A 24,884-nucleotide genomic window follows, 5' to 3' on the forward strand; every position below is an offset into this window, starting at 1 on the left:
CGCTACTCGTAGCGCAGCGCCTCGGCGGGGGAGATGCGCGCGGCCCGCCGGGCGGGCAGCAGGGTGGTGGCCATCGCGACCACGTAGACCGTCGCGAACACGACGGCGAGGTTGAGCCACGGCACGTCGAACGAGAGGTTCGACCAGCTCGGCTGCCGCTGCGAGTCGCGGATGATCGTGTAGGCCAGCATCAGCCCGAGGCCGGTGCCGAGCGCGATCGCCGTCACGGCGACGAAGCTCGACTCGAGCAGGAAGGTGGCCTGCACCAGGCGGCGGCGGAAGCCGATCGCCCGCAGCACGCCGATCTGCTGCCGGCGCTCGACGACCGACCGCGCGGAGATCACCCCGAGGGCGGCGACCCCGACGAGCAGGCCGAGCGCCATGAAGGCCTGCACCAGCAGGTTGAAGGTGCGGTTCTCGGCCACCGCCTCGTCGAGCTCGTCGGCGAGCGCGTCGGCCTCGACGCCCGACGCGGACAACGTGGCCTCGAGGGCCGCGGCGGTCGCGGTGGCGTCGGCGCCGGGGCGCAGCGACAGCAGGTGCAGCGAGGGCGCGGCGAGGTCGCCGAAGCGGCCGGCCAGGGTCGCCTGCGAGGTCCACAGCCCGGCCATCTCGTAGGGCGCCGCGTCGCTCAGGACGCCGATCACGGTGAGCCGCAGCGGCGGGCCGCCGGCCGGGTCGGCCACCTCGACGGGCACCGGGTCGAAGCGCTCGTCCTCGAGGGAGAAGCCGCTCAGCCGGAAGTCGGTCAGCGCGCCGAACGTGAAGTTCGAGCGCCGCGGCGCGGCCAGCGCGTCGACCACCGCCAGCCCCGGCGTCCGCTCGAGGGCCCGCCAGACCTCGCGCGCGCTGTCGTATCCGCGCGCCATCGTCGCGAAGCCGTACGTCGTGTGGTCGAGGAAGCCGCGGTCGAGGCCGCGCGCGAGGTAGTCCTCGTAGGCGCGCCCCGCGCCCCGCTGGCGGGCCTCGACCGGCACCACCGACTGGCTGCCCGACGCGACGACCTCGCGCGCGAGCCGGGGGTGCGCCGCGAGCGCCGCGTCCAGGTCGCGGATCGGGCTGGCCGGCGCGGTGCTCGCGCGGACGTCGAATCCGCCGCCCCAGGTCTCGAGGTCGTCGAAGGCGTTGGTGAAGGCGCTCGTCACCGTGGCGCCCACGACCATCGTGAACACGACGAGGGTGAACATCGCGAGCGTGACGCCCGTGCGGAACAGGCTCTGCAGCGGATAGGCCATGGCCAGCTTGGCGGCCGGCGCGACGCGCGGCATGTGCCGCATGAGGCGGGCGACGCCCGCCTGGAGGGCGGCGGCGTTGTAGAGGATCACCCATGTCGCGCCGACGATGATCAGCAGCCCGGCGACGATGAACACCGAGAAGTCGACGACCAGGTCGCCGATCAGCCATTCGCCCATCGGCAGCGTGAACCAGGCCACCAGCACCAGCCCGCCGACCGTGCGGGCGGCCCGGTCGGGCACGCCGAGGGCGCCGGCCAGGGCGACGAGCGCGAGGATGACGAGGCCCGTGCCGATGTCGAAGGCGACCCCGTCGCGGGACGACGCCGCGCTCGCGGTGAGGGCGGCGCCCACGGCCAGGCCGAGCGCGGGGAGCAGGAAGCGGCGGCGCCGGCGCGAGCGGACGGCCGGCTCGGGCAGGTTGCGGATCGCGGTGACGATGTTCATGCGGCTCACGCGCCGCGCCGACAGCGCAACCACCGCCAGCGTCAGCAGCACGCCGACGCAGTACGCGACGACCATGCTCCGCGGCGAGACGGCGAACGCCACGTCGAGGCCGCCCTCGCCCGCGAAGGCGTCGGCGATCATCAGCACCATCCCGTACGCGACCGCGATGCCGAGCAGGACGCCGACCGCCGCCGCGACGACGTCGTAGAGCACCCCCTCGAAGGTGAACATCTCCACGAGGTGGCCGCGGCGCGTGCCGACCGCCCGCGCGATGCCGAGCTCGGCCCGCCGCTCGGCGGCCAGCATCACGAAGATGAGGAAGATCAGCAGCACGCCGGCCGCGATCGAGAACGAGCCGAAGGTGGTGAAGAAGGCGAGGAACGCGCTGCCGGCCTCGTCGGCGGCCTCGATCGCGTCCCGCTTGACGGTCTCCACGCGCAGGCCCAGCCGGTCGGCGACCGGCCCCAGCCGGGCGACCACCTCGTCGGTCAGCTCGGCGCCCTCGACGTCGTCGCCGCGGTTCGACACGAGCACGTGGTTGATCCGGCCGGGGCGGCCCAGCAGCCGCTGCGCCGCCGGCAGGCCCATCAGCACCGCGCCCTCGTCGGCGCCCGTGCCGTCGTACGCGACCACGGCCCGCACGCGCACGAGCGCGGCCCGTCCGCCGGCCATCACGCGCAGCGGATCGCCGGCGCGGGCCCCCAGGTCGTCGGCCGCGTCGGCCGTCAGGTACGCCTCGCCGGCGCGGAGGTCGGCGAGCGAGACCTCGCCGCCGCCCTCCCGGAGGATGGGGCCGAACCCGCCGAGCCGCGACGGGTCGCTCGCGAAGAGCCCGACGCGCGGCTCGTTCTGGCGCGTGCGCGGCGCCGCGACCGCGACCCGCTGCACGATCGCGGGCGCCACCCCGTCGACGAGCGGCGACCCGCCGACGGCGCGCCGCACCTCGTCGGCGGCGGCCGCGTCGATCCACCCGGAGCGGACCGTCCCGGCGGCCTCCTCGAGCCCCGGGTCGACGCCGGCCCCCTGCGCGGAGACGCGCTCGTCGACCGACCCCAATGCGCCGATCGCGGTGGTGCGGATCGTGTGGCTCATCGTGTCGCCGGTGGCGAGCGCCGCCGTGATGATGGTCGTGCCGAGCATCAGGCCCGACACGATCAGCGCCGTGCGGGCGCGGCGCCGCCCCACGTTGCGGGCTCCCAGGCGCAGCAGCACGCGGTTGCGGAGCGCCAGCGTCGCGAGCACGCCGACGGCCACGGCCAGCGAGAGCGCCAGCATCACCGCCAGCGTGCCCATCGGGATGCCGAAGAGCTCGCGCACGGTCCCGGCCTCAGCCCGCGGGGACGCCCGGGCGATCCTCCACCACGACCTCGTAGGTCGTGCGCCCCGGCGGCGAGCGGAAGAGGGTCACGAACTGGTCGACCTGCGCCTCGTAGAAGCCGGTCGCCAGCCCGGCGTCGGCCGAGGCCTCGTCCTCCCAGAGGGTCATCACGAGCGCGGCGCCCTCGGGCGTGGCGAGCGCGTACAGCCCGCGGTAGCCCGGCTGCTCGCGCAGCGCGGGCAGGACGCGCTCGCGGACGCGGGCCACCGCCCGGTCGACGCCGGTCCGCAGCGTGTCGATCTCGGCCAGCGTGACGCGCGCGATCATCGCGGCACCTCCTCCAGGCGCTCCTCGTCGATGATCCGGCCGTCGCTCATCCGGACCAGGCGGTCGGTCCTGCGGCCCACGGCGATGTCGTGCGTCACGACCAGGAACGAGATGCCGCGCTCGCGGTTGAGCGCCCGCATGAGCGAGGTGATCTCCTGCGCGCTCTCGGAGTCGAGGTCGCCGGTGGGCTCGTCCGCCCAGACGATCGCCGGCTCGTTGACCAGCGCCCGCGCGATCGTCACCCGCTGGCGCTGGCCGCCCGAGAGCTCGTCGGGGCGGTGGGCCGCCCACCCGGCGAGGCCGACCATCTCGAGCGCCGCGACCGCCCGCCGCCGCGCCTCGCGGGCGGGGACGCGGGAGACCAGCAGCGGCAGCTCGACGTTCTCCACCGAGGTCAGCACCGGCATCAGGTTGTAGAGCTGGAAGACGAAGCCCATGCGCCGGGCCCGGTAGTCGGTGCGGTCGCCGTCCGACATCGCGGCGAGGGGCGTGCCCTCGATCAGGACCTCGCCCGCGTCGATCCGGTCGAGGCCGGACAGGCAGTTGAGCAGCGTCGTCTTGCCGCAGCCCGAGGGGCCCATGATCGCCACCATCTCCCCGCGGCCGACGGTCAGGTCGACCGAGCGCAGCGCCTCCACCCGGACGCTGCCGGTGTCGTAGGTGCGCACCACGCCGCGCGCCTCCACGATGGCGCCGCCGGTCGCGTCCCGCGCCTGCGGGGGTCGCGTCTCGATGGCGGTCCGCATGCCGGCCCCTCCTCTCGTCCGCGGTACGGGTCGACCGTCCCGCCGGGGCGCGCGGGCGGCATCCGGCCGCTCCGGGTGGCCGGGCGCGGGGAATCCCGGCGGCGGACGCGGGCATCCCGCGCGGCGGGCCGACGGGCAGGAGCGCCCGGCCCGCGCGTCGTAGGCTCCCCGGGCGGGCGGAGACGGCCCGGCGAGGCCACGGGAGGAGCTGCGACGCAGGGACCGGGTTCAGCGGGCGACGAGCCGCGCGCGCAGGCCCCCGCCGAACGCCGTCACGCCCGTCCGCGCGTCGACCGGCGCCAGGTGGTGATCGGCGTCGCCGCCGCCGCGATCCTCGGCTTCGGCACGCTCACGCTCGTCGGCCGGGTCGCCGACTTCGGTCGCATCGAGGAGGCGTGGGACCGGGCCGAGCTCGGCTGGCTCGCGCTGTGCCCGGCCGGGCTGGTGCTCGCCTACGCCGGCTACGTGGCCGGCTACCGCGACATGGCCCGGGCCGACCGCGGCCCCGTGCTCGCGCCGGGGGTGACCATGCGCGTGGTGGCCGTGGGCTTCGGCGCCGTGGCCCTCGGCTCGGGGCCGGGCGGCCTGGCGGTCGACTTCTGGGCCCTGCGCCGCGCCGGCGCCGGCCTGCACGAGGCCGCCCGGCGGGTGCTGGGCTTCAACACGCTGGAGTGGGCGATCCTTGGCGTCGGGGCCGCGCTCGCGGGCGCCCTTGCGCTGTCCGGCCTGGCCGGCGACGTGCCGACGGCCATGGCGGCGACCTGGCTGGCCGTCGTGCCGCTCTGCGTGGCGCTGGGCATGCTCGTCAGCTCGCCGCGGGCGGCGGCGCGGCTGTCGCGGGTCGACCCCGCCCGGCGCCGCCACGGCCTCCACGGCGTGGCGCTGCGCCGGCCCGGCACCTGGCTGCCCTGGGTCGCCGACAAGCTGCGGGTCGCGTTCGCCGACTCGGTCGGCGGGCTGGTGCTGGTGCGCCACGTCGTGCGCCGCCCGGTCCGCTACCGCTGGGGCATCGCCGGCTTCGGCCTCTACTGGCTGGGCCAGCTCACGATCGTGCAGGGCGCGATCCTCGCCTTCGAGGAGCACCTCAACCCGGTCGCCCTCGTGCTCGCCTTCGCGACCGGCTACGCCGCGACCGCGCTGCCGCTGCCCGGCGGCGGGGCCGGCGGGGTCGAGGCGTCGATGGCCTTCGCGCTGCACGCGACCGGGGTGAGCCTCGAGGCGGCGGTCCTCGCCGTCTTCACGTTCCGGGTGGTGAGCTTCTGGGTGCCGATCGTCCCAGCGATGTTCGTCGCCACGTCGATCCCGCGGCTGCACGAGGAGCTGCTGCCGGCCACGCCGCGCCAGTCCTGGTGAGGCGGCCCGCTCAGCCCACCAGCGCGGCCAGGTCGGGCGCGACGACGTCCGGCGACGGCTCGACCCGCGGCACCTCCTCCGCGGCCGTCACGCCGCTCAGCACCAGGGCGAAGCGGGCGCCGAGGGCGCGGGCGAGCGCCCCGTCGGTCGAGGGCCGGTCGCCGACCACCGTGGCGACCGGCCCGACGCGCTCGGCCACGAGGGCCCGCATGGGCCGGTGCGGCTTGCCCGCCACCTCGGGCTCGGCGCCCGCGGCGTAGGCGACCGCGGCCAGCAGCGACCCGGCGCCCGGCAGCAGGCCGTCGGGGGTCGGGTAGGTGGCGTCCTCGTTCGTGCCCACCAGCCGGGCGCCCGCGCGGACCGCGTCGGCCGCCCGCGCCAGGCGGGCGAAGTCGAACTCGCGGTGCCAGCCCACCACCACGACGTGCGCGGGCCCCTCCTCCACGAGGCGGGCGCCCCGCGCGGCCAGCGCCTCGCGCACCCCGGCGCCGGCGCACGGCAGCACGACCGAGCCCGGGGCGACGAGCGTCGCGGCGGCCTGGGCGGAGGTCAGCAGGTCATCCCGCTCGCAGGGCACGCCGAACGACGCGAGCTTGGCGAGCTGCTCGCCGACCGTCGCCCCCGCGTTGTTGGTCAGGAACACCACCCGCACGCCCCGGCCCCGCAGCCGCGCCACGGCGGCGGCCGCGCCGGCGATCGGCGCCGTGCCGCGCCAGAGGACGCCGTCCAGGTCGAGGGCCCAGGTCGCCACCGCCGAAGTCTCCCACCGGGCGGGCTCGCCCGCGCCGGGCCGGGCGGCGAGGATGGGAGGGACGGCGGCGGGTGGTCCGCCGCGGCGACGGGGGAGGCGACGCATGCCGGCACGGAGCCCGCGGGAGACCGCGCTCGCGTACATGGAGGCCTGGAACGCGCACGACGCCGGCGCCTGCGCGGCGTGCTTCGCCGAGGACGGCGTGCGCGAGGGGCGCATCCTCGCCCGGGCCACCGCCGGCGGCGCGCGCTTCCCGCGCTTCGTCGGCCGCCCGGCCATCCGGGAGCGCATCGCCGGCTACATGGAGGCCGTGCCCGACCTGCGGGTCGAGGTGCTGCGCGTCGGCGAGGGGCCGGAGGACACCGCCTGGCTCGAGTGGCGCCTGACGGGCACCCACGAGCGGGACTGGGGCGCGTGGACCGCGCGCGGCGAGCGCGTCGACGTGCCGGCGGTGTCGGTCTACCGGGTGCGCGACGGGCTCATCGCGGAGGAGGCCGAGTACATCGATCCCGCGGTGATGATGACCCCGCCCGGCTGACGCGGGTTTCCCCGCAGGCGCGCACCGCGCCGTCGCGGTCGCGCCGGGGCGGTCCCGGGGCCATGCTCGGGTCGACGAGGAGGAGACCATGTGGGCGACGGTTGAGGGGACGGAGGGGCGGACGCGCCGGGCGGAGCCCGCGCGGCCCGGGCTGGCGGGGCTGGCGGCGGCGCTCGCCGACCGCGAGCGCGCCGCGCTGCTCGCGCCGGCCGGCGAGGCGGGCGAACGGCTGCGCGAGGAGGCCGCCGGCGCGCGGCTGCTGCTGGAGGCCGCCGCGGGCGCGGCGCTGTCGGCGGGCGCGTCCGTCTGGGACCTGCGCGCCGCGGTGATGGCGTCGTCGGACGCGCGCGGGCGCATGGGGGCCTCCGGCGCGGTCGCCGTGGCGTGCGCCCGGCTGGCCGACGTCGAGGACCTCATGCTCGACGAGGGGGGCGCGCTGGGCGGGGAGGTCCCGGCGGCCCGCACCGCCGAGCTGGCGCACGTGCTCGGGCGCGAGCGCGCGAAGCTGTTCGCGGCCGTGCGGGCCGCCCTGGTGCGCGGCGTGCCGCCGTCGGCGATCCTCGAGACCGCCGCGGCCGCGGGCCTCGACCTGGAGGAGGGCGACCTGGCGCTGGCCTTCGAGCGGCACCGGTAGCACCCGGCCCCGGGCGGCTGGCCCTCGCCGGGCCGCCCGGGGGATGATCGGCCCAGATGCGCATCGCGCTCGTCTGCCCGTACTCCTGGACGTCCCCGGGGGGCGTGCAGAGCCACGTGCGCGGCCTGGCGCGCGCGCTGACCGACGCCGGCCTGGCGGTGCGGGTCGTGGCGCCGGCCGACGGGCCCGTGGAGCCCGGGCTCGTGCGGGCGGTCGGCCGCACTGTGCCGGTGCGCGACAACGGCTCCGTGGTGCCGGTGGCCCTCGCGCCCGCTGCGGTGCGGCGCACCGCGCGGGCCGTCCGCGACGGCGGCTTCGACGTGGTCCACGTGCACGAGCCGGTCATCCCGGCGGTCGGCCTGACGGCCGTGCTCGCCGCCGGCGACGCGGCGCTGGTCGGCACGTTCCACCGCTACGCGGAGCGCCCGGGCTGGTACCGGGTCTTCGGCGCCCTCTGCCGCGCCGTCCTGGGCCGCCTGGACGCGCGCGTGGCCGTCTCCGAGGCCGCGCGGCGGCACGTGGCCGCCACCTGCCCCGGCGAGTACCTGGTGATCCCGAACGGCATCGACGCCGGCGCCCAGCCGCGCGGCCGGCGCGACGACGACGGCCGCGCGGGGAGGCTCGTGTTCGTGGGCCGGCCGGACGCCCGCAAGGGGCTCGGCGTGCTGCTGGACGCGTTCGCCCGCCTGCCGGGCCGCCCGACCCTCGACCTGGTGGGCGTCGAGGCGGCCGCGGTGCCGGCGCGGGCGCTCGACGGCGCGCGCGGCCGGGTGCGGGCCCACGGGGTGGTGAGCGACGCCCGCCGCGACGCCCTCCTGCGCCGGGCCGACGTGCTCTGCCTGCCCGCGCTCTCGGGCGAGAGCTTCGGCATCGTCGCGGCCGAGGCGATGGCGGCGGGGCTGCCGGTGGTCGCCACGCGGGTCGGCGGCCTGCCGGAGCTGGTGCGCCCCGGCACCGGGGCCCTGGTGCCGCCCGGCGACCCGGCCGCGACCGCCGCGGCGATCCAGCGCCTGCTGAGCCGCCCCGAGGACCGCCTGCGCGCCGGGCGGGCCGCGCGCAGGCGGGCGCTCGAGCTCGACTGGTCGCGCGTGGCGGCCCGCCTGCTCGACGTGTACGCCGAGGCGCTCGCGCGGCGAATGGCCCGGGCCGCCGGCGCCCGGCCCGGCTGATCCACGGGGCGCGCCGGCGGCCCGCCCGCCCGGTGGGGTAGCGTCGGTCGCCGGTGGATCCTGCGACGGCCATCGGGAGCGTCTTCGCGGCGGTGGGGCTGTCCGGCGCCGCCGGGCTCAACGCCTACCTGCCGCTGCTCGCGGGCGCCCTGCTGGAGCGCCTCGGCGTCGTGGAGCTCGGGGAGCCGTTCGGCGCCCTGTCCTCCGACGCGGGGATCGCCGTGCTGGCGGCGCTGCTGGCGGCCGACGTCGTGGCCGACAAGGTCCCCGGGGTCGACCACCTGCTCCACGTGGCCGGGGCGGTGATCCACCCGGTCGCGGGCGCGCTCCTCTTCGTCGGCGGCACGGGCCCCGAGACCGGCATCCCGGCCGCCGTGGCGGCGATCCTCGGCGCGGCCACGGCCGAGACGGTGCACGGCGGGCGCGCGGCGCTGCGCCCGGCCTCGACCGCGACCACCGCCGGCGTGGGCAACCCGGTGCTCTCGCTGGCCGAGGACCTGGGCTCGCTCGCGCTCACCGTGCTGGCGTTCGCCGCGCCGCTCGTCGCGCTGCTGGTCGTGCTGGCCCTGCTGGCGGCCGCGATCGGCGGCGTCCGCCGGCTGGTCGGGGCGGCGGCGCGGAGGCCACGCGGGCGCGGGTGACGCCCCGTGCCGGGTGGCCGCCGCGCGCCGGCCGCGGTCGCCACCGGCGTATCGTGGTGACGACGAGGGGGCCACATGGACGCCGACGTCCTCGGGACGGCTCATGAGGCATACGGGCGACGCGCGTGGGCGCTCGCGCACGAGCTCCTCGGGCGGGCCGACGCCGTCGCGCCGCTCGGCGCCGATGACCTCGAGCGGCTGGCCGTCGCGGCCTACATGCTCGGCCGGGACGACGAGCAGATCGACGCGCTCGCGCGTGCCCATCGCGCCCACCTCCGCGGCGGCCGGCGCGCGGGCGCCGTGCGCGCCGCGTTCTGGCTGGCCGTCCACCTGACCATCAGGGGGGAGGCCGCCCGGGCCACGGGATGGCTGCGCCGGGCGCGCCGGCTGATGGCCCAGGAGGCGGGCGACTGCCCGGAGCGGGGCTACCTGGCCTCGGCGGACGCGCTGCGGTGCATGGCGTCAGGGGACTGGGCGGGCACCCGCCTCGCGGCGAGCCGCGCCGTCGAGGCCGGGCAGCGGTTCGGCGACCCGGACCTGGTCGCGCTCGGGCTCGCGGACCTCGGACGGGCGCTGGTCGAGGAGGGCTCCGTCGTCGACGGCCTCGAGGCGCTCGACGAGGCGATGGTGGCGGCCACGGCGGGCGAGCTGACGCCGGTCGCCACGGGCTTCGTCTACTGCGGCGTGATCGAGGGCTGCCACGCGGCGTTCGATCTGGCGCGCGCCGGCGAGTGGACCGCCGCGCTGGCGGGCTGGTGCGCCCAGCAGCCGGATCTCGTCCCCTTCACGGGCACCTGCCTGTTGCACCGCGCCGAGATCCTGCAGGTGCGCGGCGCGTGGGACGAGGCCCTGGCCGAGGCGGGCACGGCGGCCCGCCGCTTCGCGGAGCGCCGGGATCGGCGCGCCGCCGGCGAGGCGTGGTACCGGTGCGGCGAGGTCCTCCGCGCACGGGGGGACGTGCCGGGCGCCGAGCGCGCGTTCCGGCAGGCCAGCCGGCACGGGCGCGAGCCGCAGCCGGGCCTGGCGTTGCTGCGGCTCGACCAGGGGCGCGCCGACGTCGCATGGGCGGCCGTCCGGGGGGCGCTCGACGCGGCCGGCGGCTGGGTCGAGCGCGCGCGCCTGCTCCCGGCGTACGTCGACATCGCGCTCGCGGCGGGCGACCTCGACGCGGCGTCGGCGGCGAGCGACGAGCTCGGGGAGATCGCCGCGCGCAACGGGCGGACCATGCTGCGCGCGGCGGCCGAGCAGGCGCGCGGCGCCGTGGAGCTGGCCGGGGGGCGCGCCCGCGAGGCCGCCGCGCGACTGCGGCGGGCCGCGCAGATGTGGCTCGACCTCGCGGCGCCCTACGAGGCGGCCCGCGCCCGGATGCTCGTGGCGGCGGCGTGCAGGGCCACGGGCGACACGGAGACGGCGACGCTGGAGGACGCCGCCGCGCGGGAGGAGCTCGCCCGGCTGGGCGCCGTGGCCGGGCGCGAGCGGCACGGCCTGACGCCGCGCGAGCTCCAGGTGCTGCGCCGGCTCGCCACCGGCGAGAGCAACACGGCGATCGCCGCGCGGCTCGGGGTGAGTCGGCGGACCGTCGACCGCCACGTGAGCAACCTCTACGCGAAGCTCCGCGTCTCGTCGCGCGCGGCGGCGACGGCCTACGCCTACGAGCACGAGCTCGTCTGACCCCGGCGTGGGTCATCCGACCCACGCCGGGGTCACGCCGGTCTGGGTGCGTTCGCCGAAGCGGCCGGGGGGGTCGGCGGGGCAGGCTCGCCGCAGTATCCGAGCGGAGGGGGCCGAGGTGACCACCGTCGACAGGAAGACGAGGACGCAGGCGGACGTGCTGGCGGAGGTGCGGCGCCTGGCGCCGGCGATCGGACGGCGGGCCGGCGAGGTGGAGGCGGGTCGCCGCGTGCCCCGCGACCTGCTCGACGGCCTCGCCGCCGCGGGGGTGTTCCGCCTGCTCCGCCCGGCCGGACACGGCGGCCTCGCCGCCGACCTGCCGGGCGCGCTGCGCGTCTACGAGGAGCTCGCCCGCGCCGACGCGTCGGTCGGCTGGATCGCCGCGCTCGGGTCGGCGTCGTGGCGCGACCTCGCCGGGCTGCCGCGCACCGGCTTCGACGAGCTGTTCGCCGGCGCACCGGACGCGATCACCGCCGGCGTCTTCAGCCCCACCGGGGCCATCGGCCCGGCGGACGGCGGGTATCGGGTCAGCGGCCGCTGGAGCTTCGCGAGCGGCTGCGAGCACGCCGACTGGGTCTACGGGAACTGCGTCGAGGGCGTCCGCGACGGCGTCCCGCGACTCCGCATCGCGGTCTTCGACCCCCGCGACGTCGTGGTGGAGGACACGTGGCGGGCGTCCGGCCTCTGCGGCACCGCCAGCCACCACTTCCACGTGGACGACGTGTTCGTGCCGTCCGAGCGGACGCTCGACCCGATGGGCGACGCACCGTCGGTGGACGCGCCGGTCGTCCGCGTGCCGCCACCGGCGCTGTTCGCGCTCGCCATCGCGAGCGTCGCCATCGGGTGCGCGCAGGGCGCCCTGGACGACATCCTCGCCCTGGCCGCGCACAAGGTGCCGCTGCTGCGCCACCGCCCGCTCGCGGCCGACCCGACCTTCCAGCACGACCTGGCCGCCGCAGACACGGAGCTGGCCGCGGCCCGCGCGCTCGTCGGCGGATCGGCGGCCGTCGCCCAGGCGGCCGCCGACGCCCGCCGGGAGCCCACGCCGCGCGAGCGGGCGCGCGTCCGCGCGGCGGCCGCCTGGGCCGCGGCCCGCGCCGCGGACGTGACCCGCTGCGCGTACCGGGCCGGCGGCGGCGGCGCCGTCCTCGCGGCCTCCCCCCTCCAGCGGCGCCTGCGCGACGTCGACGCCATGGGCCAGCACTTCCTGGTGCGGCGCGACACGATGACGACCGCCGGCGCCCTGCTGGCCGGCGAGGACGTCGACGTGATGGTCTTCTGACCGCGGCGGGGGCGGCCGCCGGCCGTCGCCGCGGGCCCGCTCGGGGTCCATCGGCGCGGTGTGGGAGGATCGCGCGGTGAGCCTCTACGAGCTCCTCGTGATCGTGCACGTCCTCGCCGCGGCGCTCTGGATCGGCGGCGGCGTGATGATGACGCTGCTCGCCGGCCGGGCCTGGGCCTCGCGCGACGACGAGCGGGTGGTCGAGCTCAGCCGGATGGGCGACTTCGTCGGCACGCGGATGTTCGCGCCCGCGACGCTGCTGCTGCTCGGCGCCGGCGTCTGGGCGGTCGCCGAGGGTTCCTGGGACTGGGGCGACGCCTGGGTGTCGATCGGCTTCGCGGGCTGGCTCGCGGGCGTCCTGATCGCGATGGCCTGGCACAACACCGAGGGGCGGCGCATCCGCGACGCCGTGGGCGACGGCGGCGCCGCCGGCCCCCGCGCCCGCCGGGTCGCGACGATCGGCATGGCCGTCGGGCTGTTCGAGATCGCCGTGCTGGTGGTGGTCGTGTGGGCGATGGTGGCCAAGCCGGGCATCTGACCGGCGACCCGGGGCCGGACCGCGGCGGCGGGCACCGGCTCTTCGCCGCGCTCTACGACCGCCTCGGGGCGCGCGCCGAGCGCGCGTGGCTCGGCGACCGGCGCCGCGAGCTGCTGGCGGCCGCGGAGGGCGTCGTCGTGGAGGTCGGCGCCGGGACGGGCGCCAACCTGCCGCACTACCGCGGCGTCGCGCGCGTGCTGGCCCTCGAGCCCGACCCGGCGATGCGCCGCCGCCTGCGCCGGAGGGCCCTGGCGGCGCCGGTGCCGGTCGAGGTCGGCGACGCCCCCGCCGAGCGGCTGCCGCTGGGCGACGCCACGGCCGACACCGTCGTCTGCACGCTCGTGCTCTGCTCGGTCGCCGACCCCGACCGGGCGCTCGCCGAGGCGCGCCGGGTGCTCCGCCCCGGCGGCCGCCTGCTGTTCATCGAGCACGTGCGCGGCGAGGGGCGGCGCGCCCGCCGTCAGGACCGCCTCACGCCGGTCTGGCGGAGGCTCGGCGCCGGGTGCCACCTCAACCGCGACACCGTCGCGGCGATCGGGCGGGCGGGGTTCCGCATCGAGGCGCTCGCCGTGCACGACGACGACGTCCCCGGCCCGGCGATCAGCCGGCCGATGGTGATCGGCCGGGCGGTCTGAGGGATTTCCCCGATGCAGCGGGCGCGCCCCGGGCGGTTCGGTCGACGGCGGAGGCGCCGGGCGGACCCCCGCCGCCGCCTCCGACCGGCGCGACGACCCGAACGGAGACCACCATGGCCGTGACCACCGACCTGACCGCCATCGCCATGCGCTACGCGGACGAGGTCTGGAACGCGCAGGACCTCGACGCGGCGGACGACCTCTTCACCCCCGACCACGTCTACCACGACACCCTCCTGCCCGACCTGCCGAGGGGGCCCGAGGGCGTGCGCGAGCGGCGCCGGGTCTACCTCGGGGCGATGCCCGACGCCAGGGTGACGGTCCACCGGATCGTGGCCGACGGTGAGCTCGTCGCCGCCGACTGGACCTACGGCGGCACCAACACCGGCGAGATCATGGGGATGCCGGCCACCGGCGCGGCGGCCACCATCACCGGGTCGCACTTCTTCCGCTTCGAGGGCCGGCGGATCGCCGAGACCTGGACCTACCCGGACACCCTCGGGCTGCTCCAGCAGCTCGGGCTCGTCACGATCGGCCCGGCCGGATAGCCCTCGCCGCGCCTGGGCGCCTCATCCCGCCCGGCGGGCACGGGCGCGGTGGGGCGCCCCGCGGAGGACGCGCCGCCGTCCGGCGCCGGCTCGTGCGCCGGCGGGTCGCCGCCGCCCCCGACGGGTACCGGGGGCGGAGACGGCGAGCGAGGAGGACGCATGATGCGCCCGGCGGACGAGGGGCACGGCGGCGGCGGGGCGACCGGCGGCCGGGACGGCGGCGGCGACGACGATCAGCAGGACCGGACGGAGCGCTGGAGGCCCTACCTGCGCTTCGGGGCGATGATCCTCACCTCGATCGTGGTCATGTACTGGGTGATGTTCGTCGGCTCGTGGGAGCTCTCCCACGTGCGCTTCAGCCAGAGCCGCGTGTTCATGGCGCTCACCATGGGCGGGGCCATGGGCCTGGTGATGCTCGCCTGGATGCGCGGTATGTACCGCGACGTGACGGGCAACGTCGCCGTCGTCGCCGGCAGCCTGGTGCTGCTCGGTGGCGGCATCGCCCTGGACCGCAGCCAGGCGACGGTGGGCGACGTCTCGTTCATGCGGGCGATGATCCCGCACCACTCGCTCGCGATCACCAGGTCCGAGCGGTTCCGCAACGACGACCTGCGCGTCTGCGAGCTCGCGGTGGGCATCAGCGAGGCGCAGCGCCGTGAGATCCGCGAGATGGACTGGCTGATCGGCGACATCCGCCGCAACGGCCCGGCGACGACCGCGGCCGAGGCCCAGCGCCGCGCGGTCCCGGAGTTCCGGGTGGCCGCCGACCGGGTGTGCGCCGACTGAGACCGCTGCGCCACCGCCCGGCGACGACCGCGGCCGTGGCGGGCGGGGGCGCCTAGCGCTGCTCCGGCCGGCCCTCGATGTCGGCCCGGGTGACCCGGACGCGCACGAGGCCGTCGGCCCAGCCGATGCCGGCGACCTCGTCGACGGGCACCCGCACCGTCCGCCCCGGGAGGAGGTCGCGCGTGTCGACGACCATGGCCGTCACGGTCCAGTCGCCGTCGTCGATGAGGATGTCCTCCACGTGGCCGACCTCGTCGTCGTCGGCCCGCACGTGGTATCCGCGCACCTCGTGCGCGCTGCGCAGGTGGGGGTCGCCGGCGTCGGGCCCGCCGGCCGCGGCGTCGGCGACCGGCGGGGGCACGGGGAACGCGCCGGCGCCGGGAAGGCCCCAGGCAAGCGGCTGGGCCCAGTAGGGCGCGTAGCCGAGGAACTCGTGCAGGTCGGCCTCCCAGCGCCGGGAGACGGGTTCGTCGGACGACAGCGCAGGGCTGCCCTCGACCTGCTCGCGCGTCAGCCGTACCCGCACGGGGTCGCCGGTCGATGCCACCGACGTCGGCGGCAGCAGGACCTGGCGCCCCGGGAGCCAGGTCCCCGTGTCGACGTGCACGTAGCGGACCGTCCAGCGGTCATCGTCGAAGAGCACGTCGCGCAGGGTGCCGATCGCGCCGTCCGTGGCCTCGATCGCGCGCCCGCGCAGGTCGGCGGTGCTCGCGATCACCGGTCCCCCTCGCGCCCCCGCCGCCCTCCGCCGCCCTCCGGCGCGGCCGCCGCCCCGCCGCCCCCGCCGACGTCCTCGCCCGCCTCGCGGAGCTGCTCGCGCATCGCCTCGTCGAGGCCGGTCCCGCCGCCCCCGCTGTCGGCGCTGCCGCCGGTGCGCTGCGCCTGCCCTTCGTCCCGCTCGTCACGCTCGTCGCGCGCCGGACGTCCCGTGGTGTCCATCACGCCTCCTCGTCACGCCGCCGTGCCGGGGGGATACCGCCCGGCCGCCTGCCCCGAACGGCGGGCGTTCCGCGGCGACGCCGCCGCGCGCGGCGGCCGCCGGGCCGCCCCGGCGCGCAGCCCGGGCGGCCTCAGAGGCCGCGGTCCTGCTCGATCACGCGCTCGCGGCCGCGCGGCGTGGTCTCGGCGCGCTCGACCGTGCGACTGCGCCGGAAGGCGCCGCTCGTCGGCAGGCCGATCACGGCGACGACCGCGCCGATCACGATCAGGATGAGACCGATGACGTCGGGGTCCGCGCCCTCGACCCCGCGCGTGACGCCCACCGCAGGATCGCGCCCACCGCGACCAGGAAGAGCCCGAAGCCGACCGACACGTTCCGCCTCCGTGACGAGTTCGCCGACGGGGCGGGATGCCGTCCCGCCCGAGGCGGTCGCGCCCGGCGGCGCTCCGCCTCACGCCACGCGATGGCCGAGTCGGGGCCCGTCCGGACGGAGGGGCGCCGGCGACCGCCGATGCCGTGCCGGCGCGCCGGACTGCGGCGCGGCGGTGCGGGGCGGCCGGGATGGGCCGTGTCGGGATCGAACCGACGACCTTGGGATTAAAAGCAGCCTCGGGTGTTCTCGGTCGGCCTCGGCTCGTCTCGGGAACTACGCTTCATGACGGCGTTCGCGTCGGTCTGCGGCGTCGCCTGTCTCGCGTCGCCTCGGCCGCTCTCGTTGTCACCCTGTTGTCACCCCGGCGAGCCGATGAATGCCGCACAGGCGCCGCCCAGGACGGGCGATCCGAGGCTTCGCGAGCTCCTCGAGCGGGGGCTCGCTCAGGCGCTCGAGCGCGAGGCGGTCACATCGGCGGACACAACAGAAGGTGTCTCGTCGGAGCAGCTGTCCAAGCCTGCTGCCCCCAGGTCACTCGGACTCGCCTCTGACAGGGCCTGCGTGGAGTCGAACCTGGCCCGCAAGGGTCTCTGGCGCTCGTCCGCCGGCGCCGGCGGAGAGCTGGTGCGCCTGCTCGACGCCACGGACCAGCTGGGCATGGTCCAGCGGATCGACGCGGGTCCGCCGCTCGGCGCGCTCGCCTTCGACGTGATCGTGTGGATCTGCTCGCGCTGGCGCGAGATCGGCTGCGCCGACGAGCGCCACGTGCCCTTCACCCTCGAGGCTTTAGCCGCCGACCTCGGCTGGCGAAAGGGCGGTGGCGCTGCCCTCGAACTCGCCGCCGTACTGGATGCGCTGCGCCAGGCGACCTTCCGCGCACGGGTCTACAACGCCTGTCTACAGGAAACGCGGATCGACACCTTCGGCCTCATCGACCGGTGGGAGCGCGGTGAGCCGTGCCGGTCGGGTCGGTCTGCCCGGCCTGGCTTTCTCGTCCTGGGCGATTGGCTTCACGACCAGCTCGCCCGCGATCACGTGACCTACGTCAGCTGGTCCGAGATGCGGGCGCTTCAGGGTGCCACCGCGCGGCGGCTGCTGGTCTATCTGGACGCCGAGCGCTTCACGGGCCGGCGGTGGTCCCGGCCTGTCGATCCGCCGCTTCTGGCGACGCTCGGGATCACGGCGGCTCAACCACACCACCAGCGGGCCACGTTGCGCCGTGCCGCCAGCGAGATCACAGGCGCGCCAAATCGCTACGGGCTCGTCGGCATCGAGCCGGGGCGACGCCGCGGCGAGCACCGACTCGTTGCCGAGCGACGGTTGCCGACCATGGCGATGAAGCGGGGCGGATGACGCGATGGAGCGGGGGAGTCGGCGCGATGACAACGCACGCAATTCACGCTTGCGGGGGCGGCGCAGTCGCTGCGATGCGGCAGGGCAGATCGTGCGGCCGAGCCGGGCGGTCCATGCGATGCGACCGGGGCAGGGAGGGCGATGCGCCACGCCGGGAATCGCCTGCAATCGCGAGAGGAGCCGATGGAGCAGTCCGTGATAAGTCCGGGATCAGTCCGGCGCCGATGCGCGTTCTCGCCGAAAGGCGCTCGTGGCGTCCCAGGCCGCTACCCTCGCGAGTCCGGGCGCTCCGCGCCCGAGGCGACAACGGATGTTGTCGCCTCGCGAGGGTAGCGGCCTGGGAGGACGGATCGAACGAGAACCGCTTCATGAAGCCGTTCTGCTCTCCGGAACGCGTCGAAAAGAATAACTACGACGCAACGCGTCAGTGATACGTTTCGGGCCGTGACGAACGCCCACACGCGCCGCCAGGCGGCCCTCAAGGCGATCGAGCAGGTGCGTGGCGGCACCCAAGCGGGCAGCGTCGAGACCGAGTCGATCGACTTCAAGGAAGAGGCTGGCAGCGTCGGTCGCGACGGGGCCCGCCGCCCGATCGATGCCCGGGACGAAGGTGCGGCGCGCGCGCTCGCCGAGGAGGCGGCGTGCCTGGCCAACTCGGATCAGGGAGGGGTCCTGATCGTGGGGGTCGATGATCGCGCCGCGGGCGAGGCGGCGTTCGTCGGCGCATACCTCGACACAGCGTGGTTGCGACAGCGGATCTACGCCCTCACCACACCCGGTCTGGCGGTCGATGAGCCAGAGGAGGTGACGGTCGCGGGCGCCCGGGTCTACCTGGTGAACGTCGCTCCGGCGCTGGAGGAGATCCGCTGTCAGGGGAAGTTGCGTGCGCGTCTGGGTACCGACTGCGTCGAGCTCACCGGGGACCGCGCGCGCCAGTTCCTCGAGCGGCGGCGCAATTACGACTGGAGCTCAGCGCCGTCCGGGCTGCGCCTATCGGACGCCTCGCGAGAGGCGCTCTCCTCTGCCCGCCGGCACTTCCGCGACGAGCACGGGGCCGAGGCCCAGGGCGACCTCGCGGTCGTCCGTCGGCTCGGCGTGGCCATCGATGACGGCGATGATCCGGTCCTCAGCAGGGCGGGCGCCCTGCTGCTCTGCGTCTACGACGACGATGGCGGCGGACTCGATCTTCAGGTCAAAGTCGGAGAGGGCGCGCCTTCCCAGGCGCGACTCGAGCTGCGAGCCCCCCTCATCGTCGCCTTCGATCGCGCGTGGGCCGAGCTCGACCGCGTTCTGCCCGCGTCCGCCGAGATCGTCGGGGCCCAGCGCCGGCAGATTCGACCGCTTCCGATGACCGCCATCCGGGAGACGCTCGCCAACGCGATCGCCCACCGCGACTATCGGCTCGTCCGCGGCGCGACGGTCATCCTGGCCCTTGGGGAGCCAACGCGCATCCTCAAGGTCACCTCGCCAGGGACACTCCCGCCAGGCGTATCGGTCGATCGGTTGATCGCCACTCCGTCCCGACCGCGCAACCCGGCGCTCGCCGGCGCGCTGCGCGCTCTTGGCATCGGGGAGGGCGAGGGCATCGGGATCGACCGCATGTTCGGCGCGATGCTCCGCGAGGGGCATCCGCCGCCCGAGATCGACGAGGCCGCCGGCGACGTGTCGGTGCGGCTCTCCGGCGGCCGGTCGGACCCGGTGATCCTTGACCTCTACGACCGGATCTTCAGCCGCGATCCCGCGCTGCAGGAGGACGTGCGCACTCCGATCGCCGTGAGTCTGCTGCTTGCCGAGACACCGCTGCGCCCGGAGCGGGTGGCCGGGGTCGCCCAGTGCTCGACCGCGGAGGCGCTCGAGGCGCTCGAGGCACTGGAGCGGGCCGGCGTCATCACTCGCCTGACCAACCGGGCGCGCTCGTTCTCTCTTGCGCCAGACGTTCGCACCGAACTCGGTGCGAGGGTCGCCTATCAGCCGCGGCGAGCGATCGAGGAGCATTGGCAGCTTGTCCGGGCATACCTCGACTCGCGTCCGGTCATCGGGCGCGAGGACGCCGCGGAGCTGTTGCAGGTCAGCGCGGTGCGCGCATCGCAGGTACTGAGTGAATTGAGCCGGCGAGGCGACATCGAGCCGGTTGACCGCGCCAGGGGGCGAGGCGTCCGGTACCGACGTGCAGCCTCAGACGGCTCGGCCGCGCGGCAAGCCGCGGCTCCCAAGTGAGAACCAACGGGAAGGCTGAGCTCGACGATCTCCTCGACTCAGCGCTGCGATCGACCGGACCCGGATCCCGAACGGTCCGGCGGCTCATGTCCTCGCCGTCATCGTCGCGACCCTCGTGCGCTGCCGGCGGCTTGCGAAGGCCGCTCGCCTCCTTTTCGATCACGATCTCCAACTCGAGGCGGAGATAGTCGTCCGCTCCCTCATGGAGACCGCTGTTGGCCTCGCCTGGATCGTCGGAGCCGACACTGAGATCCGGGCCGAACGCCTCCGGTTGAAGGATCTGCTTTCCCGCATCGATCTGGCGGAGCGAATCCAATCGCTCGAGACCGAAGCGTTTGATCGTGAGGGGGATACGCCGGCCGAGGCGCAGACCGAGGCCGTGCGCCTCGGCAGTGTCGAGACCGATGTCGGGGACCTGCTCAACACCATGCGCGAACAACGAGACCAGCTCCTCCAGCAGGGGCTCAAGCGGCCCCCCAATGTGAGGGCGATGGCAGAGGAAGCCGGCTACGGCGTCGGCTACCTCGACTTCGCGTTCAAGAGCGAGGGTCGGACCCACTTTCGCATCCTGAGCCTTGAGCCGTTCCTTCTGGACCGGTCCGAGGGGGATGAGTGGCTCGTAGATGCTGCGGGTCCTCGGACGCAGCTGGACGACCCGCCCTACGAAACCGCGGCCCTGTGGCTGCTCGTGCGCTGAAGGAGGCGGCAGCGGCGTTCCCGACAAAGACGCTGCCATGGATTGAACGCATTGAGGAGATCGAGGCGCGTCTCCGGTCCGGTATCGACGACGCACGATGAGCGAGGCCGGCAGCGAAGCCGAGCGCTACCTGCGGATGGCGTCCGCGACCTGGTCGGCGATCTCCTCCACGGTGTAGTCGGACGTGCGCAGCGCCACCTTGTCGGCCAGCGACGGGCTGGCAGCCAGCACTTCGGACTTGGAGATGTTGTGCCAGAGGGGCAGGACCAGCTGGCGCCCGCCATGCATCTCGCGAGCAACCAGCCCGTTCAGTTCGTAGTTCGTCCAGTTCTTCGCGAAGAAGGCCTCCGACAAGACGACGATGCCGAACCGGCTGCTCGCGATGCCCCGGTCGATGCTCTGGCGGAGGCTGGAGCCGAGCTTGAGTTCGAAGTCGTCGTACCAGACGTCGAGGTTGCGGGCGCGCAGAGCATCAGCCAGGGGACGGACGAGGCTGGCCTTGTCTTCTGTGGCATGTGAGATGAAAACGTCGTAGGCGGCTTCGAACCCCTCGCCGTGCGCGTCGTCGATCGCGTCGGCGATGGAGCCGAGCGCACCGCTGCGCGTGGTCCGTATGGGCGCTGGCTGCGGAGGAAGCACTTGAACGCCCCAGCGTCCGCGCCACGGACGTCCGCCGTTCTCAACAACCACGTACCAGCGACCCGAGCGCGGAATCTCGAAGTTGACCGGCGAGCGTGTCGCCCGGCCTCCCTGAGCGCGCCCGCCCCGGCCAGCCTTGAACGCCGAAAAGGTGCTGGTGTCCATCAACCAGACGTTCGCCGCCTGGCCCGAAAGCGACACCGACGCGATGGCACCCCGTGGCTGCTGTCCGAGGTCTCTGTAGAGGAACTCCACGACCCAACTATGGGGCACGGGCCGGACGCCAAATGCGCCGCTTTCCTCGGGAAGGGCCGGCACCGGCTGGGGCGGGCGGCGCTCGGTAGGACGTCGACACTCTGTCTCGTCTCCGGCGCCGAACCGTCACGCACCGAATCCTCGCCGGCGATCTCGAGCCCAGTCCGATTACCGTACGAGCTATGGCGAATGGAAGTTCAGCAGAAGAGACGACGCTGGCCGCGCTCGGCGTGCTGGCGCAGCGCGCCGCCGAGGCGAAGAGGTGGGAACGGGGGGCGCTGGAGGAGCGCGCGGCGGCCGTGGTGGCGGCTGTGCGGGCCGGAGCCCGTCTCGAGGAGATCGCAACGGCCGCCGGGATAACGAGGGCGGCGACGTCGGTGATCGCGCGCAAGACGCTGGCTCCACGATCCGGGCGCGGCGGCCCCTACCGACGCCGTCGAGGGGTCGCGGCCTCCATCAGTGAGGTCGAGCAGGCGGCAGCGCGTGCCACGGCGGCGACGCGGAGCCGGCAACTGGCCATCGGCGACCGGGACACGGCGGTGCTCGGTGCCGCTGAAGCGGGCATCGCCGTCCGCTCCATCGCGCAGGCCATCGGTATGGACTCCAAGGTCGTCCACACCCTCATCCGGCGCCGTCGCGGCGAGGCCACGCAAGAACCCAGTGGCACGCTTGCATCGCCTGTGGCGAGTGGTGGAGCGATGACATCATAGATTGACGAAAAAGCGCGCGGTCGTGTAGGGTCGGACCACAATCAAGAGGCCCGGCGGCGCTGCGAACGCCCCGGGCCGTGGCAACCGAAGGGAGACTTCGGATGCGTTTCGACCGTACCAACGGGCGATCGGCTGCGCTCGCGCGCGCCGCTGCGACCGGCCGGGGAAGTGGGGCCACCGATGCCCGCTGACCTCAACACCGTCGGCCTGGTCGGCCGACTGACCCGCGACCCGGAGCTGCGCTACACCGCGGCCGGTGAGGCGGTCTGCGGCCTGCGCCTGGCCGTCTCGACCCGGACACGCGCCGACGAGGGCTGGGAGGACCGGCCGAACTTCTTCGATGTCTCGGTGTGGGGCAAGGGCGGCGAGGCCGCCGCTGAGCACCTCACCAAGGGGCGGCGCATCGGCGTCGCCGGGCGACTCACCTGGCGCGAGTGGACGACCGATGACGGCTCGCGTCGCGAGGCTGTCCAGATCGTCGCAGCGTCGATCCAGTACCTCGACGCGCCGCGCAAGGACGACGCCGCGCCGGAGCCGGTGGGTGCGCCCAACGGGAAGGGGGCCGCCAGTGGCGACGACATCCCCTTCTGAGCGACCGCCGCTCGCCCTCGCACCGGAGCCGGCCTCCGACGAGCCGCCCCCGATCGATGAGGCCCAGGCCGACCGCCTCTACGCCGACACGATGGCGGCAGCCCGACGCGCCGCCCGCGTCGCCGCCGAGCTGGAGCGCGCCGCCCGCGCCGGTCACCCGGCCTGGCAGGCGGCCGCGACATCGGCCCGTCGGGCCGAGGCGAGCCTTCGCACGGCCGCCCAGGTGGTCCCGGACGTTCCGCCGGACGCGCCCGCCGACCCACGCCGGGCGACCGTGCTCGGCGACCTCACCATCGACCGGGCCAGGCGCGCCGCCTTCTGGACCGACACGCCGCTCGCCCTCACCCGCTTGGAGTTCGACCTGCTGGTCGCCCTGGCGGAGCGCCCCGGCGAGGTTCTCACCAAGGACGATCTGCTGCGGCGCGTGTGGGGCTACGCCGGACGGGCCCGCACCCGCACCGTCGACTCCCACGCGTCGCGCCTGCGCCGCAGCCTGCACGCCGCCGGGGCGCCCGGCGCGACGGTCGTGAACGTGTGGGGCATCGGCTACCGCCTCACGGTCACCGACGACCCCGAGGCGGCATGAACGGCGTCGACCACCAGGCCGCCGGCCTTCGCGCCACCGTCCGCGCCGCCATCGCGGCGGGCGGCCTCGAGGACACGGTGCGGGCGGTCCTCGAGCGGCGCTTCCCGGCCGAGGGGCCGGGCGCAAGCCTCGACGAGGCCGGGGCCGCCCTCGGGATGAGCCCGGCGATGGTCGCCCACATCGAGTTCGCCGCGCTCTGCGCGATCGCCGCCGGGCGCTCCGGCAGAAGCGCGGCCATCCCGACGAGCAGCCGTGATCCGCATCCCGGGCGCTCGCACACCGAAGGAGGGGGAGCATGACCAGCGACACCGCGCCGACGACCCTCGCGGTGCTGCCCATCGACGCGATCAGCGTCCGCGAGGGCTGGAACCCGCGCAGCGGCGACGATGAGGTCGAGCACCAGGCGCTCACCGACTCGGTGCGCGCGCAGGGCATCCTGCAGCCGCTCTTGATCGAGCGCACCGACGAGGGCGCGGTCCTGCTCGACGGGCACCGACGGCTCGCGGCCGCGCGTGCGGCCGGGATCTCCGACGTCCCGGTGATCGAGCGCAGCGGGGAGGACGGCGAGGCGCCCCAGCTCGCCGCCGCCCTCGCGGCCAACATGCGCCGCCGCGGCCTCGACCCGATCGAGGAGGCGCGCGCCTACGAGCGCGCCGCGAAGGCCGGGTGGCCGCAGCGGCGGATCGCCGAGGCGGTCGGCTGCTCGCCGCGTCACGTCTCCCAGCGGCTGCGCCTGCTGCGGTTGCCCGACGGCGTTCAGAAGGCGATCGGCGCAGGGGCGCTGCCGCTCTCGGTCGTGCCCACCGTCGAGACGATCGCCGCCGCCGCGCCCGCCGTCGCCGACGCCCTGGCCGCCGCCCTCGCCACCGGCACGATCACGGCGGCCGAGGTCAGCGACCATCCCGAGAGCGCGCTCGCCGAGCTCGCGCAGACCGTGAACGACGAGGGGTGCCCGAGGCTCGTCGCGGTTCCCGGCTACCAGGATCTCGGGGCGCTCGCGCTTCCCGCCGACCTCGCCGCGCGCGCCGAGGCGGCCGGAGTCCACGGCGTCAGCTTCTCCGCCGACGACATGGACGCTGCGCGTGCCTTCGGTTGCCTGATCGAGTTCACGAGCGGTGAGGATCGCTACTGGCACCGGGGCTTCGTGGCCGACGCCGCCTGGGTGGCGGACCGGGTTGGCCTGCACATCGAACGGGCCGAGGAGCGGACGCGCGAGGAGGCAGAGCGCAGCGCGACGATGAGCGCCGCGGACGGCCAGGAAGGCCCGGGCGACGCGGACCGCCCGAGCGAGTCGGAGGAGGAGCGGCGCCGCCGGGAGCGCCAGGAGGCCAAGGAGAACCGGCGCGCCGCCCACCTTGCCAACCTTGACCTCGGACGGCGGGCGCTGCTCGCCTACGAGGAGCCCGCCGAGATCACGATGCAGATGGCGAAGGCCGTTGTCCTTGTCGCCCTCCATCACCAGGCGCAGGACGCCGCCCAGGCGCTTCGCCTCACCCACGAGCGTCTGCAACGCACCGAGACGGTGACCACCAAGGCCGGGGCGACGCGCGAGCGGGTCCGGTACCCCGAGCGCCACGAGGCGGAGGCGGCGCTCGTGGAATGGATCGAGGGTGCGCGAACGCCGGCCCAGCTGATCGGGCGCGCGGTGCAGGCCCTGGTCGGGGCCTTCTACGCCGACCAGGAGGCCCTGCCGCAGTCCGAGCGGCGCCCGGCCGCCATGCCCGGCCGCTACGGCGGTGGGATCGCGGCCGGGCTCCCAACGGTGATGGACGGCCTCGCGCGTGAGGTGCTCCCCGAGCGCCTCGCGGCAGGCCTGCGCGAGTCCCCGGACGTCGAGGCGCTCGCCGCGTAGGACCCGCGACACCGACCGGGACGGGCGCGGCGCGGCTCAGCGGTCGCGCGCGACA

At 75.7% G+C, this 24,884-nt stretch carries 27 protein-coding genes; 19 read left to right on the forward strand and 8 right to left on the reverse strand.

Annotated features, from left to right (window positions below; all coding sequences use genetic code 11):
• Window positions 1–2: 2 nt before the first annotated feature.
• Genes ITJ85_RS02130 through ITJ85_RS02140 form a run of 3 tightly spaced genes read right to left on the reverse strand, consistent with a single transcriptional unit; the run spans window position 3 to window position 4,070 of the window.
• Window positions 3–2,996: an ABC transporter permease gene (locus tag ITJ85_RS02130; RefSeq protein WP_217914710.1), complete on the reverse strand. Its 2,994-nt coding sequence runs from the start codon at window positions 2,994–2,996 to the stop codon at window positions 3–5.
• Between the two features lie 10 nt (window positions 2,997–3,006).
• Window positions 3,007–3,324 carry an antibiotic biosynthesis monooxygenase family protein gene (locus ITJ85_RS02135; protein WP_217914711.1) on the reverse strand — a complete coding sequence of 106 codons (318 nt, stop codon included), beginning with the start codon at window positions 3,322–3,324 and terminating at the stop codon, window positions 3,007–3,009.
• Entirely contained in the window at window positions 3,321–4,070 is a 750-nt protein-coding gene (locus ITJ85_RS02140) for an ABC transporter ATP-binding protein (RefSeq protein WP_217914712.1), read from the reverse strand. Before ITJ85_RS02140 ends, ITJ85_RS02135 begins: the two co-directional genes overlap by 4 nt.
• A 303-nt stretch (window positions 4,071–4,373) precedes the next feature.
• Between ITJ85_RS02140 and ITJ85_RS02145 the strand changes: the two genes are divergently transcribed.
• Window positions 4,374–5,423 (forward strand): lysylphosphatidylglycerol synthase domain-containing protein, encoded by a 1,050-nt coding sequence (locus ITJ85_RS02145; RefSeq protein ID WP_217914713.1) that lies wholly within the window; start codon window positions 4,374–4,376, stop codon window positions 5,421–5,423.
• A 10-nt stretch (window positions 5,424–5,433) separates the two neighbouring features.
• On the opposite strand, the gene ITJ85_RS02150 is transcribed toward ITJ85_RS02145, so the two are convergent.
• Window positions 5,434–6,174 carry an HAD-IIA family hydrolase gene (locus tag ITJ85_RS02150; RefSeq protein WP_217914714.1) on the reverse strand — a complete coding sequence of 247 codons (741 nt, stop codon included), beginning with the start codon at window positions 6,172–6,174 and terminating at the stop codon, window positions 5,434–5,436.
• A gap of 103 nt (window positions 6,175–6,277) precedes the next feature.
• Here ITJ85_RS02150 and ITJ85_RS02155 point away from each other — a divergent pair, with 103 nt between their 5' ends.
• The 10 genes from ITJ85_RS02155 (at window position 6,278) to ITJ85_RS02200 (ending at window position 14,616) form a co-directional block, all read left to right on the forward strand.
• Window positions 6,278–6,712: a nuclear transport factor 2 family protein gene (locus ITJ85_RS02155; protein ID WP_217914715.1), complete on the forward strand. Its 435-nt coding sequence runs from the start codon at window positions 6,278–6,280 to the stop codon at window positions 6,710–6,712.
• Between the two features lie 88 nt (window positions 6,713–6,800).
• The gene (locus ITJ85_RS02160; protein ID WP_217914716.1) at window positions 6,801–7,346 is read left to right on the forward strand and encodes a hypothetical protein; all 546 of its coding nucleotides are present in this window, start codon (window positions 6,801–6,803) and stop codon (window positions 7,344–7,346) included.
• Between the two features lie 56 nt (window positions 7,347–7,402).
• On the forward strand, window positions 7,403–8,515 hold the full coding sequence (locus ITJ85_RS02165; RefSeq protein WP_217914717.1) for a glycosyltransferase family 4 protein: 1,113 nt from the start codon (window positions 7,403–7,405) through the stop codon (window positions 8,513–8,515).
• A gap of 53 nt (window positions 8,516–8,568) precedes the next feature.
• Window positions 8,569–9,156 carry a DUF4126 domain-containing protein gene (locus tag ITJ85_RS02170; RefSeq protein WP_217914718.1) on the forward strand — a complete coding sequence of 196 codons (588 nt, stop codon included), beginning with the start codon at window positions 8,569–8,571 and terminating at the stop codon, window positions 9,154–9,156.
• A gap of 75 nt (window positions 9,157–9,231) precedes the next feature.
• Window positions 9,232–10,827 (forward strand): LuxR C-terminal-related transcriptional regulator, encoded by a 1,596-nt coding sequence (locus ITJ85_RS02175; protein WP_217914719.1) that lies wholly within the window; start codon window positions 9,232–9,234, stop codon window positions 10,825–10,827.
• A 118-nt stretch (window positions 10,828–10,945) separates the two neighbouring features.
• Complete coding sequence (locus ITJ85_RS02180) at window positions 10,946–12,109, forward strand: acyl-CoA dehydrogenase family protein (RefSeq protein WP_217914720.1); 1,164 nt, start codon at window positions 10,946–10,948, stop codon at window positions 12,107–12,109.
• Between the two features lie 76 nt (window positions 12,110–12,185).
• A complete protein-coding gene (locus ITJ85_RS02185; protein WP_217914721.1) occupies window positions 12,186–12,647 on the forward strand; it encodes a DUF2269 family protein in 462 nt (153 codons plus the stop codon).
• Complete coding sequence (locus ITJ85_RS02190; RefSeq protein WP_343232985.1) at window positions 12,644–13,282, forward strand: class I SAM-dependent methyltransferase; 639 nt, start codon at window positions 12,644–12,646, stop codon at window positions 13,280–13,282. Before ITJ85_RS02185 ends, ITJ85_RS02190 begins: the two co-directional genes overlap by 4 nt.
• A 113-nt stretch (window positions 13,283–13,395) precedes the next feature.
• Window positions 13,396–13,830 carry an ester cyclase gene (locus ITJ85_RS02195; protein WP_217914723.1) on the forward strand — a complete coding sequence of 145 codons (435 nt, stop codon included), beginning with the start codon at window positions 13,396–13,398 and terminating at the stop codon, window positions 13,828–13,830.
• 282 nt (window positions 13,831–14,112) lie between these two features.
• Complete coding sequence (locus ITJ85_RS02200; protein WP_343232986.1) at window positions 14,113–14,616, forward strand: DUF305 domain-containing protein; 504 nt, start codon at window positions 14,113–14,115, stop codon at window positions 14,614–14,616.
• A 52-nt stretch (window positions 14,617–14,668) separates the two neighbouring features.
• On the opposite strand, the gene ITJ85_RS02205 is transcribed toward ITJ85_RS02200, so the two are convergent.
• The 3 genes from ITJ85_RS02205 to ITJ85_RS02215 all read right to left on the reverse strand — a co-directional run bounded on the left by ITJ85_RS02205 (window position 14,669) and on the right by ITJ85_RS02215 (window position 15,878).
• A complete protein-coding gene (locus ITJ85_RS02205) occupies window positions 14,669–15,334 on the reverse strand; it encodes a PRC-barrel domain-containing protein (protein WP_217914725.1) in 666 nt (221 codons plus the stop codon).
• Complete coding sequence (locus tag ITJ85_RS02210) at window positions 15,331–15,555, reverse strand: hypothetical protein (RefSeq protein ID WP_217914726.1); 225 nt, start codon at window positions 15,553–15,555, stop codon at window positions 15,331–15,333. Before ITJ85_RS02210 ends, ITJ85_RS02205 begins: the two co-directional genes overlap by 4 nt.
• A gap of 131 nt (window positions 15,556–15,686) precedes the next feature.
• Window positions 15,687–15,878, reverse strand: a complete 192-nt coding sequence (locus tag ITJ85_RS02215) for a hypothetical protein (RefSeq protein ID WP_217914727.1) — start codon at window positions 15,876–15,878, stop codon at window positions 15,687–15,689.
• 291 nt (window positions 15,879–16,169) lie between these two features.
• Between ITJ85_RS02215 and ITJ85_RS02220 the strand changes: the two genes are divergently transcribed.
• The 3 genes from ITJ85_RS02220 to ITJ85_RS02230 all read left to right on the forward strand — a co-directional run bounded on the left by ITJ85_RS02220 (window position 16,170) and on the right by ITJ85_RS02230 (window position 20,196).
• Entirely contained in the window at window positions 16,170–17,282 is a 1,113-nt protein-coding gene (locus ITJ85_RS02220; protein ID WP_217914728.1) for a hypothetical protein, read from the forward strand.
• A gap of 444 nt (window positions 17,283–17,726) precedes the next feature.
• Complete coding sequence (locus ITJ85_RS02225; RefSeq protein ID WP_217914729.1) at window positions 17,727–19,499, forward strand: ATP-binding protein; 1,773 nt, start codon at window positions 17,727–17,729, stop codon at window positions 19,497–19,499.
• 100 nt (window positions 19,500–19,599) lie between these two features.
• Complete coding sequence (locus ITJ85_RS02230; RefSeq protein ID WP_281412234.1) at window positions 19,600–20,196, forward strand: DUF5677 domain-containing protein; 597 nt, start codon at window positions 19,600–19,602, stop codon at window positions 20,194–20,196.
• A 126-nt stretch (window positions 20,197–20,322) separates the two neighbouring features.
• On the opposite strand, the gene ITJ85_RS02235 is transcribed toward ITJ85_RS02230, so the two are convergent.
• Entirely contained in the window at window positions 20,323–21,090 is a 768-nt protein-coding gene (locus tag ITJ85_RS02235; RefSeq protein WP_217914731.1) for a DUF1883 domain-containing protein, read from the reverse strand.
• Between the two features lie 182 nt (window positions 21,091–21,272).
• Between ITJ85_RS02235 and ITJ85_RS02240 the strand changes: the two genes are divergently transcribed.
• The 5 genes from ITJ85_RS02240 to ITJ85_RS02260 all read left to right on the forward strand — a co-directional run bounded on the left by ITJ85_RS02240 (window position 21,273) and on the right by ITJ85_RS02260 (window position 24,829).
• The gene (locus tag ITJ85_RS02240) at window positions 21,273–21,800 is read left to right on the forward strand and encodes a hypothetical protein (protein WP_217914732.1); all 528 of its coding nucleotides are present in this window, start codon (window positions 21,273–21,275) and stop codon (window positions 21,798–21,800) included.
• Window positions 21,801–21,980: 180 nt separating this feature from the next.
• The gene (locus ITJ85_RS02245) at window positions 21,981–22,391 is read left to right on the forward strand and encodes a single-stranded DNA-binding protein (RefSeq protein WP_217914733.1); all 411 of its coding nucleotides are present in this window, start codon (window positions 21,981–21,983) and stop codon (window positions 22,389–22,391) included.
• Entirely contained in the window at window positions 22,369–22,977 is a 609-nt protein-coding gene (locus ITJ85_RS02250; RefSeq protein ID WP_217914734.1) for a winged helix-turn-helix domain-containing protein, read from the forward strand. Before ITJ85_RS02245 ends, ITJ85_RS02250 begins: the two co-directional genes overlap by 23 nt.
• Window positions 22,974–23,276 (forward strand): hypothetical protein, encoded by a 303-nt coding sequence (locus ITJ85_RS02255; protein ID WP_217914735.1) that lies wholly within the window; start codon window positions 22,974–22,976, stop codon window positions 23,274–23,276. The genes ITJ85_RS02250 and ITJ85_RS02255 overlap by 4 nt, the downstream gene beginning before the upstream one ends.
• Complete coding sequence (locus ITJ85_RS02260; RefSeq protein WP_217914736.1) at window positions 23,273–24,829, forward strand: ParB/RepB/Spo0J family partition protein; 1,557 nt, start codon at window positions 23,273–23,275, stop codon at window positions 24,827–24,829. The genes ITJ85_RS02255 and ITJ85_RS02260 overlap by 4 nt, the downstream gene beginning before the upstream one ends.
• Window positions 24,830–24,884: the final 55 nt, after the last annotated feature.

This window comes from Miltoncostaea marina (assembly GCF_018141525.1).
GTDB lineage: Bacteria > Actinomycetota > Thermoleophilia > Miltoncostaeales > Miltoncostaeaceae > Miltoncostaea > Miltoncostaea marina.

Coding starts and splice junctions, on each gene's coding strand:
- ITJ85_RS02245 (WP_217914733.1), top strand. CDS start 21,981: ATGCCCGCTGACCTCAACACCGTCGGCCTGGTCGGCCGACTGACCCGC.
- ITJ85_RS02140 (WP_217914712.1), bottom strand. CDS start 4,070: ATGCGGACCGCCATCGAGACGCGACCCCCGCAGGCGCGGGACGCGACC.
- ITJ85_RS02195 (WP_217914723.1), top strand. CDS start 13,396: ATGGCCGTGACCACCGACCTGACCGCCATCGCCATGCGCTACGCGGAC.
- ITJ85_RS02175 (WP_217914719.1), top strand. CDS start 9,232: ATGGACGCCGACGTCCTCGGGACGGCTCATGAGGCATACGGGCGACGC.
- ITJ85_RS02155 (WP_217914715.1), top strand. CDS start 6,278: ATGCCGGCACGGAGCCCGCGGGAGACCGCGCTCGCGTACATGGAGGCC.
- ITJ85_RS02135 (WP_217914711.1), bottom strand. CDS start 3,324: ATGATCGCGCGCGTCACGCTGGCCGAGATCGACACGCTGCGGACCGGC.
- ITJ85_RS02165 (WP_217914717.1), top strand. CDS start 7,403: ATGCGCATCGCGCTCGTCTGCCCGTACTCCTGGACGTCCCCGGGGGGC.
- ITJ85_RS02255 (WP_217914735.1), top strand. CDS start 22,974: ATGAACGGCGTCGACCACCAGGCCGCCGGCCTTCGCGCCACCGTCCGC.
- ITJ85_RS02240 (WP_217914732.1), top strand. CDS start 21,273: ATGGCGAATGGAAGTTCAGCAGAAGAGACGACGCTGGCCGCGCTCGGC.
- ITJ85_RS02260 (WP_217914736.1), top strand. CDS start 23,273: ATGACCAGCGACACCGCGCCGACGACCCTCGCGGTGCTGCCCATCGAC.
- ITJ85_RS02160 (WP_217914716.1), top strand. CDS start 6,801: ATGTGGGCGACGGTTGAGGGGACGGAGGGGCGGACGCGCCGGGCGGAG.
- ITJ85_RS02200 (WP_343232986.1), top strand. CDS start 14,113: ATGATCCTCACCTCGATCGTGGTCATGTACTGGGTGATGTTCGTCGGC.
- ITJ85_RS02210 (WP_217914726.1), bottom strand. CDS start 15,555: ATGGACACCACGGGACGTCCGGCGCGCGACGAGCGTGACGAGCGGGAC.